General features: G+C 59.9%; 14 protein-coding genes. 6 read left to right on the forward strand and 8 right to left on the reverse strand.

Features of this window, described 5'->3' with window-relative positions; all coding sequences use genetic code 11:
* Positions 1-8 precede the first annotated feature (8 nt).
* The 3 genes from cysM to ABUK12_RS23650 all read left to right on the forward strand — a co-directional run bounded on the left by cysM (position 9) and on the right by ABUK12_RS23650 (position 3,003).
* Complete coding sequence (cysM, locus tag ABUK12_RS23640; RefSeq protein ID WP_410014111.1) at positions 9-896, forward strand: cysteine synthase CysM; 888 nt, start codon at positions 9-11, stop codon at positions 894-896.
* Positions 897-1,006: 110 nt separating this feature from the next.
* Positions 1,007-1,687 (forward strand): response regulator transcription factor, encoded by a 681-nt coding sequence (locus tag ABUK12_RS23645; protein WP_410014112.1) that lies wholly within the window; start codon positions 1,007-1,009, stop codon positions 1,685-1,687.
* On the forward strand, positions 1,687-3,003 hold the full coding sequence (locus tag ABUK12_RS23650; RefSeq protein WP_410014113.1) for an ATP-binding protein: 1,317 nt from the start codon (positions 1,687-1,689) through the stop codon (positions 3,001-3,003). Before ABUK12_RS23645 ends, ABUK12_RS23650 begins: the two co-directional genes overlap by 1 nt.
* A gap of 1,453 nt (positions 3,004-4,456) precedes the next feature.
* On the opposite strand, the gene crr is transcribed toward ABUK12_RS23650, so the two are convergent.
* The 5 genes from crr to cysZ all read right to left on the reverse strand — a co-directional run bounded on the left by crr (position 4,457) and on the right by cysZ (position 9,337).
* Positions 4,457-4,966 (reverse strand): PTS glucose transporter subunit IIA, encoded by a 510-nt coding sequence (crr, locus tag ABUK12_RS23655; protein WP_162368143.1) that lies wholly within the window; start codon positions 4,964-4,966, stop codon positions 4,457-4,459.
* Between the two features lie 41 nt (positions 4,967-5,007).
* A complete protein-coding gene (gene ptsI / locus ABUK12_RS23660; protein ID WP_410014114.1) occupies positions 5,008-6,735 on the reverse strand; it encodes a phosphoenolpyruvate-protein phosphotransferase PtsI in 1,728 nt (575 codons plus the stop codon).
* A gap of 53 nt (positions 6,736-6,788) precedes the next feature.
* Positions 6,789-7,046 carry a phosphocarrier protein Hpr gene (gene ptsH, locus ABUK12_RS23665; protein WP_162368145.1) on the reverse strand — a complete coding sequence of 86 codons (258 nt, stop codon included), beginning with the start codon at positions 7,044-7,046 and terminating at the stop codon, positions 6,789-6,791.
* A 414-nt stretch (positions 7,047-7,460) separates the two neighbouring features.
* Entirely contained in the window at positions 7,461-8,429 is a 969-nt protein-coding gene (gene cysK, locus ABUK12_RS23670) for a cysteine synthase A (protein ID WP_410014115.1), read from the reverse strand.
* A gap of 143 nt (positions 8,430-8,572) precedes the next feature.
* On the reverse strand, positions 8,573-9,337 hold the full coding sequence (gene cysZ / locus ABUK12_RS23675) for a sulfate transporter CysZ (protein WP_410014116.1): 765 nt from the start codon (positions 9,335-9,337) through the stop codon (positions 8,573-8,575).
* A 228-nt stretch (positions 9,338-9,565) separates the two neighbouring features.
* On the opposite strand from cysZ, the gene zipA reads away from it, so the two are divergent.
* The 3 genes from zipA to ABUK12_RS23690 all read left to right on the forward strand — a co-directional run bounded on the left by zipA (position 9,566) and on the right by ABUK12_RS23690 (position 12,908).
* The gene (gene zipA, locus ABUK12_RS23680; RefSeq protein ID WP_410014117.1) at positions 9,566-10,570 is read left to right on the forward strand and encodes a cell division protein ZipA; all 1,005 of its coding nucleotides are present in this window, start codon (positions 9,566-9,568) and stop codon (positions 10,568-10,570) included.
* A 68-nt stretch (positions 10,571-10,638) separates the two neighbouring features.
* A complete protein-coding gene (gene ligA, locus ABUK12_RS23685; RefSeq protein WP_410014118.1) occupies positions 10,639-12,663 on the forward strand; it encodes an NAD-dependent DNA ligase LigA in 2,025 nt (674 codons plus the stop codon).
* A 29-nt stretch (positions 12,664-12,692) separates the two neighbouring features.
* Positions 12,693-12,908 (forward strand): DUF3820 family protein, encoded by a 216-nt coding sequence (locus tag ABUK12_RS23690; RefSeq protein WP_410014119.1) that lies wholly within the window; start codon positions 12,693-12,695, stop codon positions 12,906-12,908.
* 6 nt (positions 12,909-12,914) lie between these two features.
* On the opposite strand, the gene ABUK12_RS23695 is transcribed toward ABUK12_RS23690, so the two are convergent.
* From ABUK12_RS23695 to ABUK12_RS23705, 3 genes are read right to left on the reverse strand one after another with little or no spacing between them, the layout of a single operon-like run.
* Positions 12,915-13,847, reverse strand: coding sequence for a putative B6 ABC transporter permease subunit 1 (locus ABUK12_RS23695; RefSeq protein WP_410014120.1), 933 nt, complete (start codon positions 13,845-13,847; stop codon positions 12,915-12,917).
* A gap of 10 nt (positions 13,848-13,857) precedes the next feature.
* Positions 13,858-14,946, reverse strand: a complete 1,089-nt coding sequence (locus tag ABUK12_RS23700; protein ID WP_410014121.1) for a putative B6 ABC transporter permease subunit 2 — start codon at positions 14,944-14,946, stop codon at positions 13,858-13,860.
* Positions 14,943-16,505: a putative B6 ABC transporter ATP-binding protein gene (locus ABUK12_RS23705; RefSeq protein ID WP_410014122.1), complete on the reverse strand. Its 1,563-nt coding sequence runs from the start codon at positions 16,503-16,505 to the stop codon at positions 14,943-14,945. Before ABUK12_RS23705 ends, ABUK12_RS23700 begins: the two co-directional genes overlap by 4 nt.
* Positions 16,506-16,565 lie beyond the last annotated feature (60 nt).

Genomic DNA, 16,565 nt, shown 5'->3' on the forward strand with positions numbered 1-16,565 from the left:
ATAGCGACGTGACAACCCTTGAACAATGCATAGGCAATACCCCGTTGGTAACATTAAGCCGTATGGGGGCGGGGACCGGCAGCGAGATCCGGGTTAAGCTGGAAGGCAATAACCCGGCCGGCTCGGTCAAGGATCGCGCGGCGCTGGCGATGATAGCCCAGGCGGAGCGGCGTGGCGAAATCGCGCCGGGCGATAGGCTTATCGAAGCCACCAGCGGCAATACCGGCATTGCGCTGGCGATGATTGCCGCCATGAAGGGCTACCGGCTGCGGCTGCTGATGCCGGAGAACATGAGCATGGAGCGGCAGGCGGCGATGCGTGCCTATGGCGCCGAGCTGGTGCTGGTGAGCCGGGAGGAGGGGATGGAAGGCGCGCGCGATCGGGCGCAGGCTATGGCGCGCTCAGGCGAGGGCAAGGTGCTCGACCAGTTTAATAATCCTGATAATACCTATGCCCACTTTTCCACCACCGGCCCGGAAATCTGGCGGCAAACCGCGGGCGGCATCACCCACTTTGTCTCGGCCATGGGCACCACCGGCACCATCACCGGCGTCGGCCAGTACCTGAAAAACCAGAACGGCGGCGTGCGCGTTATCGGGCTGCAGCCCGCCGAAGGCAGCGCTATCCCCGGCATACGCCGCTGGCCGCAGGCCTATCTGCCAGGCATATTCCGCCCGGAGGTGGTTGATGTGATCATGGATATCCACCAGCGGGAAGCTGAGGATACCATGCGTCAGCTGGCGCGCGAGGAGGGCATTTTCTGCGGCGTCAGCTCCGGCGGCGCGGTGGCCGGCGCGCTGCGCATTGCCCGCGAGGCGCCTGGCAGTCTGGTCGTGGCGATTATCTGCGATCGCGGCGACCGATATCTTTCCACCGGCGTGTTTGACGCGGTCTGAACGACTTACCTGATTAGCGGTCTGCATAAGGGGATAATTCGCCTGCCCGGCGCGGTTTTATGCCATGCTTAGGCCTGATGAAGAGAGATGCCGCTGTTATGGAGAAAAACATGAAGATTTTGCTGGTTGACGACGATCAGGAACTGGGCAAGATGCTCAGTGAATACCTGTCCGCTGAAGGATTTACCACGTCGTTGGCCCTGACCGGAAAGGAAGGCGTCATCGGCGCGTTGTCCGGCGACTATACCGCCATGGTGCTGGATATCATGCTGCCGGATATGAGCGGTACCGATGTGCTGCGCCAGGTGCGCAAAAGCAGCCGTATCCCGATTATCATGCTTACCGCCAAAGGCGATAATATCGACCGGGTGATCGGGCTGGAAATGGGCGCCGACGACTATATGCCCAAACCCTGTTATCCACGCGAACTGGTGGCGCGGCTGCGCGCCGTGATGCGCCGGTTTGACGAGCAGCGCAGTGAACCGCCGGAATCGGGGGCGGTACGCTATGGCGAACTGACGCTCAATCCCGCTACCCGCTCCAGCCAGTGGCAGGGGGTGGCCTTTGACCTGACCGCCTCGGAGTTTAATTTACTGGAACTGCTGATGCGCACGCCGGATCGCGTGGTTTCGAAGGACGACCTGTCGGAAAAGGGATTGGGCCGTCGCCGCGAGGCCTACGATCGCAGCGTCGATGTCCATATCAGCAATATTCGCCAGAAATTATCCGTTTTGCCCGGCAGTAATCTGAGCATTGAAACCGTGCGCAGCATCGGTTACCGGATTCGCTAATGGCCAACCGGGGTCGTTTGTTCTGGAAGATACTGCTGGGATTCTGGCTGATTTTCCTGTTGATTACCCAACTGCTCTGGGTGGTTTTCTCCCTCTACGGCAGCCATCACGAGCCGCCCGAGGAAAATATCGCCCGCCGTATCGCCAACCTGCAGCTTGACTCCGCCGCGTCCGTACTGGCCAGCGGCGGGACGCCGGCGTTCGAGGCCCTGCGCGCGGCATGGACGAGCACCGATCGGCAGTTCTTCTCCTTTGTCGCCGACGTCGCCGATCCGGTCGCGGACGATACCACCCGCTTCGGACCGCCCGACATCATCAGCCGGCGGGTTACCGCCGCCGACGGACGGCATTACCTGCTCAGTTACGATCTTCTCGGGCTGCGCCATGACGCGCACCAGGGACGCCGCGGCAGCATTTTGCATATGCCAAGCCCGTTGTTCTGGCTGGGCCTGACGGGCGGGCTGCTGTTCAGCATGCTGCTGGCCTGGAACCTGACCCGGCCGATGCTGATGCTGCGCAGGGCGTTTGAACGGGTATCCCGCGGCGATTTAAGCGTGCGCCTGCTGCCGGTGATGCGTCGGCGCCACGACGAAATTACCGACGTGGCCAAGGATTTCGACGCCATGGCCGAACGGTTGCAGGTGCTGGTCAGCGATCGCGAGGCGTTGCTGCATGACGTTTCCCATGAGCTGCGCTCGCCGCTGGCGCGCCTGCAGCTGGCCATCGGCCTGGCGCACCAGAATCCGAATAATGTTTCCGCATCCCTGGATCGCATCGAACATGAGGCGGGCCGTCTGGACCGGATGATTGGCGAGCTGCTGGCGCTCACCCGCGCCGAGCACCAGGGGTCTGCCGGCGAAGACTATTTTGATCTGTACGGGCTGGTGGAGGCGGTGGTCAACGACGCACGCTACGAGGCGCAGGTGCCCGGGGTGGAAATCGCGCTGAGCGCCGCCCAGCCGGAAGACTATACCGTGAAAGGCAATGCGGAAATGATGCGGCGCGCGGTGGAAAATATCGTGCGCAACGCCGTGCGTTTTTCCACCCACGGGCAACGCGTCAGCGTGACGCTGTCCCGGGTGGAGACTCAACTGGATATTACCGTTGCCGATCAGGGGCCGGGCGTGGAGGAGAGCAAGCTCTCGAGTATTTTCGATCCCTTCGTGCGCGTCAATTCGCCCTTGAACGGCAAGGGCTACGGTCTGGGCCTGGCGATCGCCCGCAAGGCGGTGCTGGCGCACGGCGGGCAGGTGGAAGCGTTTAACGGCGCCAGCGGCGGCCTGGTCATCCGTATCCGTATTCCTCACTGGGCCTGAACCCTGCGCGTGTTTAAGGGTGCAGATGGCGTAGCGTCGGGCCAGTTTTTTAGTCAACTGCGCGACAGGCTTGCGGGTGAGGTTTATGTTGCCGTAGTGAGGGTTTCGCTGACGCTTGCGGGTGAGGTTTATGTTGCCGCGGCGAGGGCTTGCGGGTGAGATTTATGTTGCCGCGGAGAGGGTTTCGCTTGCCGTGCGTGCGGTGGTTATATGCAATGCCGGGCGCCGGCAAGCGACAAAGAGGCCGTACCGCGACGGCCTCCTTGACCTCCGCGCGTCCGGCAGATCGTGCGCCGCTGCGCGGTGCCCGGCATCACCCATCCCGGCTTTTGGACCGCCCGATATGCGCTCCCGGCGCAATCCGGGCTTTCGCCGCTCCCGGCGGCTCATCCAGCCGTGATGCGCGCCGCCGGCGCACTCTATGCCGGCACCACGTCAACACCATCGCCTGTGAGTAAAATAGCGTTTTTGGGTTTCTTGCGGCATGCACTTACCGGGAAAAATATCAGCATCCATTTTGGCCCAGAGTCTACCCGCTGATGGCCGAAAGTGTAATGCTTACTGTTAAAGCTTAAAGTTGAATGATAAACACTTTACTGCCTAACTGCCTAACTGCCTAACTGCCTAACTGCATGACTGCATGACTGCATGACTGCATGACTGCATGACTGCTAAGAGCATGCCTGTATGACCTGTCTTTTGCTCTACCAACTGCATCTATAACGGTCAATCGTCTGCCGACGCCAGACCCTATCCCAGGCAACAGCGTCGCGATCGCTTCATAGGCTGCAGGCGAACAGCGACATGTGGACCGGCATAAAGCGCGCTGACGGCGCCAGTGGCCCCGGCATGAGCCGCCGGGAGCGGCGAAAGGCCCGGTTGCGCCGGGAGCGCTAACCGGGCCGGTGCATAACGGGGACATGGGCGGCGGAAGGCATCGCGCAGCGACGCGCGACCTGCCGGGCGCGCGGAGGTCAAGGAGGCCGTCGCGGTACGGCCTCCTTGTCGCTTGCCGGCGCCCGGCATTGCATATAACCACCGCACGCACGGCAAGCGAAACCCACGCCACGGCAACATAAACCTTACCGCAGCGGCATAACCCACGCCACGGCAACATAAACCTTACCGCCGCGGCATAACCCACGCCGCAGCGACATAAACCTTACCGCAGCGGCATAACCCACGCCACGGCAACATAAACCTTACCGCAGCGGCATAACCCACGCCACGGCAACATAAACCTTATCGCGGCGACATTCACTTGCACAGAACCTAATATCGCCAGACCACCTCAGTCCCATGGCGCGACGGACCCCATGATCACCGGTCGCAATACAGACGTGTTAAAGGCAAATCATGGCAACACCGGGTTCAGCAAAGAGAAACGGCACCCGCTGGGGTGCCGTTTGCGCCGGACGATAACACATCCTGGCTGGGACTGGGTTGCCTGGTATTATTTCTTTATACGAATAATGGGTGTTTCGCCTACAACAACACTGCCGGTCAGCTTAATCAGTTCCTTGATCTCATCCATATTGGAGATCACGACCGGAGTCAAGGTGGATTTGGCTTTCTCTTCCAATAACGGCAGATCAAACTCAATCACGACGTCGCCTTTCTTGACGCGCTGACCTTCCTGTGCGATACGCTTAAAGCCCTCGCCCTTCAGCTCGACGGTATCGATGCCGAAATGGACAAAAAGCTCGATCCCGCTATCGGATTCGATGGAAAAAGCATGGTTGGTTTCAAAAATTTTCCCAATGGTGCCGTCAACCGGTGCCACCATTTTGTTACCGCTGGGTTTAATGGCAATGCCGTCGCCCACGATCTTTTCGGCAAAAACGACATCAGGCACATCTTCAATGTTAACAATTTCACCTGAAAGGGGTGCAACTATTTCTATGCTTCCCATGTCTTTCTTATCATCGGAAACCAGAGATTTCAGTTTATCGAACAAACCCATGATCTTCTCCTAAGCATTTATAGCGGGTCAGCGTCGTGAAATCAGCAGAGCGTTTTTTCTTCAATGAATTTGTTTATCAGATTCATCAACTCGTCCGCGGTCGGTTGAGCTAAAGCTTCCTCTGCTAACGCCTTTGCATCGCCAAAATTCGTATTACGAATAATTTTCTTGATGCGCGGGATAGAGATAGCACTCATGCTGAATTCATCCAGTCCCATCCCTAATAACAGTAGTGTAGCACGTTCATCACCTGCCAGCTCGCCACACATACCAGTCCATTTACCTTCCGCGTGAGATGCGTCAATAACCTGTTTAATCAGCGTCAACACCGCCGGTGACATGGGGTTGTAGAGATGCGAAATTAACTCGTTACCGCGATCCACCGCCAGAGTATACTGAGTTAAATCGTTTGTCCCAATACTAAAGAAATCAACTTCTTTCGCCAGATGATGGGCAATGGTCGCGGCGGCCGGTGTTTCCACCATCACGCCCACTTCGATAGACTCGTCGAAGGATTTCCCTTCCTCGCGCAACTGGGCTTTCAGCAGGTCCAGCTCCACCTTCAGTTCGCGCACTTCTTCCACCGAGATAATCATCGGGTACATGATGCGCAGCTTGCCGAAGGACGACGCCCGCAGAATGGCGCGCAGCTGCGCGTGCAGCATTTCCTTGCGATCCAGGCCGATGCGGATGGCGCGCCAGCCCAGGAACGGATTGTCTTCTTTCGGCAGGTTCATATAAGGCAAATCTTTATCGCCGCCGATATCCATGGTGCGCACGATAATGGAACCGGTGCTGAGGGATTCCGCCACGGCTTTATAGGCCTGGAACTGTTCTTCCTCGGTCGGCAGGGAGTCGCGATCCATAAACAGGAACTCGGTGCGATACAGGCCCACGCCTTCGGCGCCGTTGCGCTCGGCGCCCGCGACGTCGCGCACCGTGCCGATATTGGCGCACACTTCGACCTGATGGCCGTCAAGGGTAATGGCCGGCAGGTCCTTCAGCTTGGCCAGCTCGGTCTTTTCCAGCACGTACTGGCTGTGCAGCGCCTTGAGTTCTTCGATTTGCTGCGGCGTCGGATTGACATACACCTGGTTGTTGACGGCATCAAGAATCAGATAATCGCCATTAACCACGCTTTTAGTGACGTTGCCGGTGCCCACGATGGCCGGCAGTTCCAGGGAACGGGCCATAATGGACGTATGGGAGGTGCGCCCGCCCAGATCGGTGACAAACCCCAGCACCTTGTCAAGATTGAGCTGCGCCGTCTCTGAGGGCGTCAGATCGGTTGCCACCAGCACCACTTCTTCGGCGATGGCGCTTAAATCGATGATGGGCATGCCGAGAATGTTGCGCAGCAGCCGCTTGCCGATATCGCGCACGTCAGTGGCGCGTTCCTTCAGATATTCGTCGTCAAGCTCTTCCAGCGCCTTGGCCTGGGTCTCGATAACGTTGTAAACGGCGGCGTCCGCCGTCGCCAGGTCTTCTTTGATAAGGGCTATGATATCCTGCTCAAGCTCTTCGTCTTCCAATAACATGATATGGCCTTCGAAGATTGCTTCCTTTTCTTCACCGAAGGTTTCGCCAGCTTTGGTTTTGATCGCTTCCAGCTGCGCGGATGCTTTGGTACGTCCAGCCAGAAAACGCTCGATTTCCTGCTCAACCTGGTTGGCAGAAATCTTTTTCCGGTTGATGACGATGTCATCTTCCTTTAGTAAGAGCGCTTTACCAAAGGCGATGCCCGGTGATGCTAAAATGCCTGAAATCATAACCCTACCTTACTCACTCGTGACTCGCGTTAACGTAAAAAAACGGGCCTGGATTACTCAAGCTCTGCCATCAGTTTAACCAGATGTTCCACAGCTTTTTGCTCGTCTTCCCCTTCGGCGATAATGGCGACCACGGTACCCTGGGTCAGGCCCAGCGTTTGCAGTTTGAACAGGCTTTTTGCGCTGGCGCTTTTACCGTTGGAGCTTACGGTGATATCGGAAACGAAGCCTTTGGCTTCCTTGACAAACTGAGCGGCAGGGCGGGTATGCAGACCATTAGGTGCGGTAATCGTGACTTCTTGCTGGAACATTATGTTTCCCCAACTTATTAGATGATATCAGTGTTGTGGGGCTAAAGTTTAGCTTAAAACATGGACTTTAGCCTATATGGTTAGTGCCTGAGTATGTTACAAAGACAAAGATGTATGCGAGCAAAAAACGGTATAAAAGCATTTCTGGCTAACGCTTATGAAAGCTGTGATACGCCGTTGTGCCATTTACCATTATGCCGCTTTTGCGCCAAAATCCATAGGGCGTTAATCGATTCAGCTAGCAGAACAATTAATAGCCTGATTAATTTCATACATCGAAATAATTGTCTGCTTAAATACAAGACAGAGCCAACAAAATCAATTATGCAGGGGGCAAAAATTTGATCTACTCCACAAAAAAGCACCCGGCAGGGTGCTTTTTGGGGTAGAAGCGCACATAAGCGACGATGGATTTTACTGCTGCAACTCTTTTTCGGTAAACACATCGGCAAACAGCGCGGTGCTGAGATAACGCTCGCCGGAAGAGGGCAGTACCACGACAATGGTCTTGTCGGCGAAGGCCGCGTCTTCCTGTAATTTCAGCGCGGCGGCAACCGCGGCGCCGGAGGAAATGCCGGCGAGAATGCCTTCTTCTTCCATCAGGCGGCGGGCGGTGGCGATGGCCTCGTCGTTGGTGATCTTCACCACGCGGTCAATCAGGCTCAAATCCAGGTTTTCCGGGATAAAACCGGCGCCGATGCCCTGAATTTTATGTGGGCCGGGCTTGATTTCTTCACCGGCCAGCGCCTGGGTGATCACCGGCGAGTCCGTGGGTTCAACCGCCACCGAAATAACCGCTTTTCCCTTGGTCTTTTTCAGATAACGGCTCACCCCGGTCAGGGTGCCGCCGGTGCCGACGCCGGCGATGAAGACGTCGACATCGCCATCGGTATCTTCCCAGATTTCCGGGCCGGTGGTCTGTTCATGGATGGCCGGGTTGGCCGGATTGCTGAACTGTTGCAGCATCAGGTAACGCTTGGGATCGGTGGCCACGATCTCTTCCGCCTTGGCGATGGCGCCCTTCATGCCTTTCGGCCCTTCGGTGAGCACCAGGCTGGCGCCCAACGCCTTGAGCAGCTTACGGCGTTCGGTGCTCATGGTTTCCGGCATGGTCAGGGTCAGCTTGTAGCCCCGCGCCGCCGCGACATAGGCCAGGGCGATGCCGGTGTTGCCGCTGGTGGGTTCCACCAGTTCAACGCCGGGTTTGAGCACGCCGCGTTTTTCCGCGTCCCAAATCATATTGGCGCCGATGCGGCATTTCACGCTGAAGCTCGGATTACGGGATTCCACTTTCGCCAGAATACGACCATTGCCGATGCGGTTTAAGCGGACAAGGGGCGTATGGCCGATGGTGTAGGAATTGTCTTCGTAAATATTGCTCATGGCCGGTCCTTTACTGTAAGTGCAAATTAGGGGAATGATAACCAAAGCATACCCTTTCGCATGGCCGACGGAAGTAAAAGAATAGTATATCGATATGTTATTAAGACATAAGTTTTAAGAACGTACCGCCGGGGGGCGGGCCATTACCTCATAGGCACCGGCGCCGCGAAATCGGTACGATACCTGTCGACCCACATCGCCGTGGCGCCGCATACCGCCACCGGCATAATCACCAGATTAAGCAAGGGGATTACGGTACAAATATAGACCAGGGCACCGAACTGCAGGTTCTGGGCTTTGTGTCGCGCCAATGCGCGGCGCATGGCGATAAAAGGCACTTTGTGATTATCGAAGGGATAATCGCTGTACTGGATGGCCATCATCCAGGCGCCGAACAAAAACCACAGCACCGGCGCCACGGTCTGGCCGAAGGCCGGTATCAGGTGCAACAGCAGCAGCGCCAGAGCCCGCGGCAAGTAGTACGCCAGTTTAAGCCATTCGCGGTGCAGGATGCGCGGCGTATCCCGGACCATGGCCATGACCCCGCTGTCGGGCAGGGTATGACCGGTGAGACGCGCTTCCAGCTGTTCGGCGAGCAAACCGCAGAACGGCGCGGCAATCCAGTTGGCGACGGTGCTGAAAAAATAGCTGAATATCAGCAGCACCGCCAGGACGCACAGCGGCCATAACAAATAGCCCAGCCATTGCATCCAGGCGGGGATATGTTCCATCAGCCTGGGGATCCAGATATTCAGACGTGTGTACAGCCACCAGAACGCGCCGCCGAGCAGCACGATATTCATGATAAGCGGCAGTACAACGTAGCGTTTGATGCCCGGCAGCATGATTAAATGCCAGCCGCGGACAAAATAATGGCAACCGCTGCGGGATTTTGTATCGTTAAACATTTTTTTCGACCATTTTTTATACGGAGAAAAAGGAAAACGGACGCATCGGCTACGTCAGTATTTTGTCGTTTTAGCACTTTTGGTTGAAAAAACAGCAAAAAACTGTGCTGATGCTATCTTTATTGTCAGAAAGTACCGCGCGGACTTGCACTTGTCTACGCAGGCAAATAGAGTTAACAGAGTAAATGTTTGCCGCCGTGGCAATGAATTAGAACAACTGAGATGGCAATGATGCAGGATTTGCGTCTGATATTAATCGTTGTTGGTGCGATCGCTATCATAGCGTTGCTCTTGCACGGCCTGTGGACCAGCCGTAAAGAACGCTCATCGGTTTTCCGCGATCGCCCGGTTAAACGACTGAAACAAGACCGACAGGATCAGGACGAGCCTCCGCTGGAAGAGCGTGATGAAGGTGTGGGCGAAGTCAGGGTAACCAAGGTCCGTGCCGACGACGAGCCCGCGTTTGGGCGCTATGACACGCAGGAACCCGAGATTCGCGTCCCGGGAGGACATGCGCGTGGACCGCGTTCGCAGCAGGAACCGGGTTTCGGCAATAAGTCCGCAACCCCGGGGCGCAATAACTTCGATCCCCTGCTCGATGATGTCGACGCCGACAGCGAGGCGGAAGAAGCGGAAGACGAGCTCGCGCCGCCCGCTCCGGCGCCGCGGATGAAGACCTCATTTTTCAAAAAACGCCAGCAGGCCGTGCTGCCGGACGAGCCGCCCGCGGCTCCCGCGCCGTCCCGCCCCCGTGAGGAAACGCGCGGCGACGCGCCAAGGGACGCCGACCCCCAGCCGGCCAAGCGCCGGGAGACTGTACTGGTCCTGCACGTCGCGGCCCACAACGGCACCGTCATCGGTGGCGAGGAACTGCTGCAAAGCGTGCTGCAGGCCGGCTTCCAGTTTGGCGAAATGAATATCTTCCATCGTCACCTGAATCCCGCGGGCAGCGGCCCGGTGCTGTTCAGCCTGGCGAACATGGTCAAACCCGGATCCTTTGATCCCGAGGAAATGGCGGCCTTCACCACCCCGGGCGTCTCCATGTTTATGATGGTACCCTCCTATGGCGACGCGCATCAGAATTTCAAACTGATGCTGCAATCGGCGCAGCGTATCGCAGACGATTGCGGCGGCGTGGTGCTGGATGATGAACGCCGGATGTTAACGCCCCAGAAGCTGGATATCTACAAGGCGCGCATTCGCGACGTGCTTGATGTTAACGCCAGCGCCTGACGCCAACGGCTGTTGCGCCTGATTTTCACGCCCCCCGCTTGCGGGGGGTTTTTCGCTGATGGTGAGCAATGGAACCAATCAATCAACAAATAGACGCCCTGCGCGCCCTGCTGCGCCGTTATGAATATTTTTATCATGTGATGGATGAGCCGCAGGTGCCGGATGCCGAATACGATCGGCTGATGGCGCAGCTGCGCGAGCTGGAAGCGCAGCATCCTGAACTGCTTACCGCGGATTCCCCCACCCAGCGCGTCGGCGGCGCGCCGCTGACCGTCTTTCACCAGATTCGCCATGAAGTGCCGATGCTGTCGCTGGATAACGTGTTTGACGAAGACGGTTTTCTGGCGTTTGACAAGCGGGTGCGCGATCGCCTGAGAAGCGACGACGACCTGGTGTTCTGCTGCGAGCTGAAGCTCGACGGCCTGGCGGTCAGCCTGCTGTATGAAGACGGCCGGCTGGTACGCGCCGCCACCCGCGGCGACGGCACCACCGGCGAAGACATCACCGCCAACGTGCGCACCATCCGCACCATCCCCCTGCGGTTACAGGACGGCGACGGACCCCTTCCCCAACGGCTGGAAATCCGCGGCGAAGTGTTTATGTCCGAGGCCGGTTTCCAGCGGCTGAACGACGACGCCAAACGCGAGGGCGGCAAAGTGTTCGCCAATCCGCGCAACGCCGCCGCCGGCTCGCTGCGTCAATTGGATCCGGCCATCACCGCCAAACGGCCGCTGACCTTTTTCGCTTACGGCGTCGGCCTGCTGGAAGGCGGCGAGCTGCCCGCCAGCCATTGGCAACGCTTGCAGCTGTTTAAATCCTGGGGCGTGCCGGTCAGCAACCGTATTAGGTTGTGTACCGGCGCCGAACAGGTGCTGGAATTCTATCGCCATGTCCAGGAACAGCGCGCCAGCCTGGGCTTTGATATCGACGGCGTGGTGATCAAGGTCGATTCCCTGGCGCTGCAGCAGCGGCTGGGTTTTGTCGCCCGCGCGCCGCGCTGGGCCATCGCCTATAAATTTCCGGCGCAGGAGCAGATGACGCGGGTGCGGGACGTCGAGTTCCAGGTGGGCCGTACCGGGGCGGTAACGCCGGTGGCGCGTCTGGAGCCGGTGCTGGTGTCGGGCGCCATGGTCAGCAACGCCACCTTGCACAATGCCGATGAAATCGAGCGCCTGGGGCTGAAAATCGGCGATACGGTGATTATCCGCCGCGCCGGCGACGTTATCCCCCAGGTGGTGGGTGTGGTGCTGGAGCGACGCCCCGGCGATGCCCGGCCGATCGTCTTTCCCACCCATTGCCCGGTGTGCGGCTCCGACGTCGAGCGGGTGGAAGGCGAAGCCGTGGTACGCTGTACCGCCGGCCTGGTCTGCGGCGCCCAGCGCAAAGAGGCGCTGAAGCATTTTGTGTCGCGCCGGGCGCTGGATGTGGACGGCATGGGCGATAAAATCATCGATCAGCTGGTCGAGCGCGAGCTGGTCAAGACGCCCGCCGATCTGTTCCGCCTGAATAAAGACATCCTGGCCCGTCTTGATCGCATGGGGCCGAAGTCGGCGCAAAATCTGCTGGCGGCCCTGGAGACCGCCAAACAAACCACGTTTGCCCGTTTTCTGTATGCCCTGGGCATTCGCGAAGTGGGGGAGGCCACCGCCGCCAACCTGGCGGCGGAATTCAAAACCCTGGATGCGCTGTACGCCGCCGATATTGACGCGCTGGTGAGCGTGCAGGATATTGGTAAAGTGGTGGCCGCCCATGTGCGCAACTTTTTTGACGAGCAGCACAACCTGGATGTCATCGCCGAGCTGGTCAGTCCCGCCATCGGTATCCACTGGCCGGAGCCGGCGGCGGCGCCCGCCGAAGACAACAACCCGTTCGCCGGCAAGACCATCGTGCTGACCGGCTCGTTAACCGGGCTTTCCCGCGACGAGGCCAAGGATCGCCTGGTGGCCCTGGGCGCCAAGGTCAGCGGCAGCGTGTCGGCCAAGACCAATCTGGTGATTGCGGGCGAGGCGGCCGGCTCCAAGCTGACCAAGGCGCAGCAGCTCAATATTCCGGTAATAGATGAGGCGGAAATGATGCGCCTGCTGGGCGAGTGACACCGATCCCGGCCCAAGAGGAGTAAATCATGGAGAAAGAAGATCTGGTGGCCATCGCCAATACCGAAATGCCGTTCGGCAAATACCAGGGGCGGGCGCTTATCGATCTGCCCGAGCCTTATCTGCTGTGGTTTGCCCGTAAAGGTGAATTCCCCCAGGGCCGGCTGGGGGAACTGATGTCGATTACGCTCGCCATTAAAATCGAGGGGCTTGAGGGGCTTATCAAGCCGCTGAAGCGCAAATAACCGTCCTTAGCGTTCACCCCGGATATAGGCCGTACCCAGGGCGTCGGGCAAGCTGGCGCGCCGGCCGAATGCGACCAGCACCACCATCACCGCCATAAACGGCAGCATCTGGATCACATCGGTGGGCATATCCACCCCCAGCACTTGCAGGGCGGTGGTCAACGACAGGCAGGCGCCGAACAGCAATGCTCCCCCCAGTACCCACAGCGGCCTGCCGCGCGCCAGCATCGCCAGCACAATGCCGATAAAGCCGTTGCCCTGGGTCATGAAGGGCACAAAAATACCGGCGCCGACCTGCGACATAAAGGCGCCGCCAAGCCCCGCCAGCGCGCCCGTCACCAGTACCGCCAGCGTGCGTGTCCACAAAACGCTTACCCCGGCGGCGTCGAGGGCGGCGGGCTTGTCGCCGGCGGCCTGCAGATACAGGCCGAGGTTAGTATGGCGATAGACCGCGGCAAACAGCGCCACGCACCCCACCGCCAGATAGACAACCAGCGGCTGGTTGAACAAGATGCGCCCGATAAAGGGTATGCCGGACAGCAGCGGCAGCGCCACGCTGTCGATTCCGCCCAGGCGGGGGTAGGTGCGGCTGAATTGCAGGTAGTGCAACAACGCGGTGGCGCCCTGGGCGCCGAGCGTCAGCGCGATGCCGATGACGATCTGGTTAAGGCGCAGCCAGACGCACAGCACGGCCATCAGCAGGGCGATGAGTATGCCGCCGGCAGCGCCGCCCAATAGCCCCAGGCCCATGGACTGGGTCTGCCAGGCGGTATAAAAACCCAGGTAGGCGCCGGTGAGCATCATGCCCTCCAGTCCGATATTCAAAACGCCGGCCTTTTCCGATAACTGTTCGCCCAGGCCGGTCAACAACAACGGTACGCCGGCGATAATCGCCCCCAGCAGCAGGGACGAGAGAAAACCTTGCGTCAGTAAATCCATATGATTTGCCTCATTGCCCGCCGGCACGGCCGCGCCGCCGCTGCGCGACCATTTCCGTCAGGCCGAGCACGATAAGCAGCACGGCTACCGTGACCAGGGTAAAATGGTTGGGAACGCCCATCCGCCGGGCCGCGCTTTCGCTGCCGATGGACAGCACCGAAAAAATAAAGACAAAGGCGATGGTGGCGAACCCGTTGAAGCGGGCCAGAAACACCAGCGGCACCACCAGCAGGCTATAGGCCGGGTTCCAGTCGGCGCGCACGTTGCCTTCGATGCCGATAACCTCCACCGCGCCGGCCAGGCCCGCCAGCGCGGCGGACAGGGCGAGTACCGCGATGGTCAGCGTCCCGACCGGCAGGCCGGCATGGAGCGCCGCGCGCGGATTGGCGCCGACGGTGCGCAACCGCAGCCCGAAGGCGGTGCGGTTCATGAGCCAATGCACCGCGATCACGGCAAACAGGCCAATCAGCAATCCGCTTGAGGTATGGGTGCCGAACAGCGGCGGCAGCCGCTGCGCATAAGGAAGGGTACGGGTTTCCGGCACGGTGGTGGCGGGATCGGCGAACACCAGCTTGACCAGCACATTGGCCAGCGAAATGCCTAAAAAGGACATCATCATCGTGGTAATGATTTCGTTAATATGCTGCCAGGCCTTTAAGATGGCCGGCAGAATCGCCCATGCGCCGCCCATCAACGTACCGGCCGCCATTGCCGCCAGTAGCGTCAGCCACGACGGCGCCCCGAGCTGATTCAGCGGGGCCGCCACCGCCGAGGCGATAACCGCGCCCAGTAAAAACTGGCCGTCGCCGCCCAGGTTCCACAGACCGGCGCGAAACGCCACCATCAAACTGGCGGCAATAAGCAACAGCGGCCCCATGCGGGTCAGCGTCGCCTGCAGGCCCGAGGGCGTCATCAGCCCCTTTTGCAGAATAAAACCGTAATAATCCAGGGGATTGACCCCCATGATCCGCAACAGGGCGCCGGTGATCACCAGGGCGATAACCACCGGCGCCACGGACAGCCCGGCGCGTGCCAGGGCGGATTTAAGCCGGGCCGGCGACAGCCGTCGCCCCCAGGCAGGACCGGAGCGACCGCTCATGTCATGGCTCCGCTCATCAGCTCGCCGATGCGGCCCCGGGCCGCCGGATTATTCTCCACCATGCCGATTATTCCGCCCTGCGCCATCACCGCGATCCGGTCCGCCAGTTCCAGCAGTTCCTCCAAATCCGTTGATATCAGCAATACCGCCATGCCCGCACCGGCCGCGCGGCGTATCCTCCCGCGGATCGATTGCGTGTTTTGCAGGTCGAGCCCATGGGTCGGCTTGGCGAAGATGACCACCCGGGCCTGGCCGCTAAGTTCGCGCGCCAGCAGCGTCTTTTGGATATTGCCGCCGGACAGCTTGCCAACCGGCGTATCGACCGCCGGGGTACGGATATCGTATTCCAGGATTTGCCTGAGCGCGTGCCGTGCAATAGCCGCCGGCTGCACGATGCCCCGCCGCCAGAAGGGCGTGTCGCCTATCTGCTTGAGCAGCAGGTTAATCGAGACCGGAAAGGTGGCGACGGTACCTTCGCCCAGCCTGTCGTCGGTGACGTAGCGCAGACCGCGCCGGCGCCGCTGGCCGATGTTTTCATGGTCTATCCGCTCGCCGTCCAGGCAGATTTGCCCGCCGGCCAGCGGGCGCTGGCCAGCCAGCGCCTCGGCCAGCTGTTTTTGCCCGTTGCCGTCGATGCCGGCGATGCCGACGATTTCACCGGCGCGAACCATCAAATCGATGCCGGCGACCGGCACCAGCGGATCCTCTACCGCCAACCCCTGCGCCTCAAGCACCGGCTTACCGGCTGTTTTCGGCGCCGGCGCCGCGGCTGCCGCGGGCGTCGCGGCGGCCTGGCCGGGAATGCCGAACATCATTTCGACCACTTCCTGGGTCGTCTGCGGGGCGGTAAGGGATTTGAGCCGTTCAGGCCCTATCTCGCCGGCTTTACGGCCGCGGCGCAGCACCGAGATGCGATCGCCCCAGGCCAGCGCCTCGTTAAGCTTATGGGTGATGAAGACCACCGCCAGGCCCTGCGCCACCAGCCGGCGCATCAACCGCCCCAGTTCATGCGCGTTGTCGGGCGTCAGCATGGCGGTGGCTTCGTCAAGGATCAGTACACGGCTGCCGCGTAGCAGGGTACGAACGATTTCCGCCTGCTGCAGCTCACCGAGCGAGAGCGATCCCGCCAGGGCGAACGGGTTGACCCTGACGCCGATATCCCGGGCGATGGCATTAACCCGATCCGCATAATGGCGGCGCGCGGGACGCCGCCACCAGGGATCGCCGAGGGCGATATTATCCACCACGCTTAATGCCGGCACCATCATGGCATGCTGGAACACGGTGCCGATGCCCAGCGCGCGGGCGCGACGGGGGGAGGACAGCGATTCGACCCGGCCCCCCACCGCGATATGCCCCTCGTCAGGTTGCTGCAGCCCGGAAAGCATGGCGACCAGGGTGGATTTCCCGGCGCCGTTTTCCCCCAGCAGCACATGAACCTCGCCGGGCCACAGCGCCAGGTCAACCTGGTCATTGGCGATAATGCCGGGATACCGCTTGGTGACCTGGCAGACGGTCACGACCGGGCAGGCCGATGAAGGCAGATTCTGGCTCATCATGATCTCGATAACGTTAAGCGGAGCGCGACGGGCGCGCCCCGGCCGGGGCGTTTGCCGCCG

The sequence above is a fragment of the Sodalis sp. C49 genome (genome assembly GCF_046352915.1).
Taxonomy (GTDB): domain Bacteria; phylum Pseudomonadota; class Gammaproteobacteria; order Enterobacterales; family Enterobacteriaceae; genus Acerihabitans.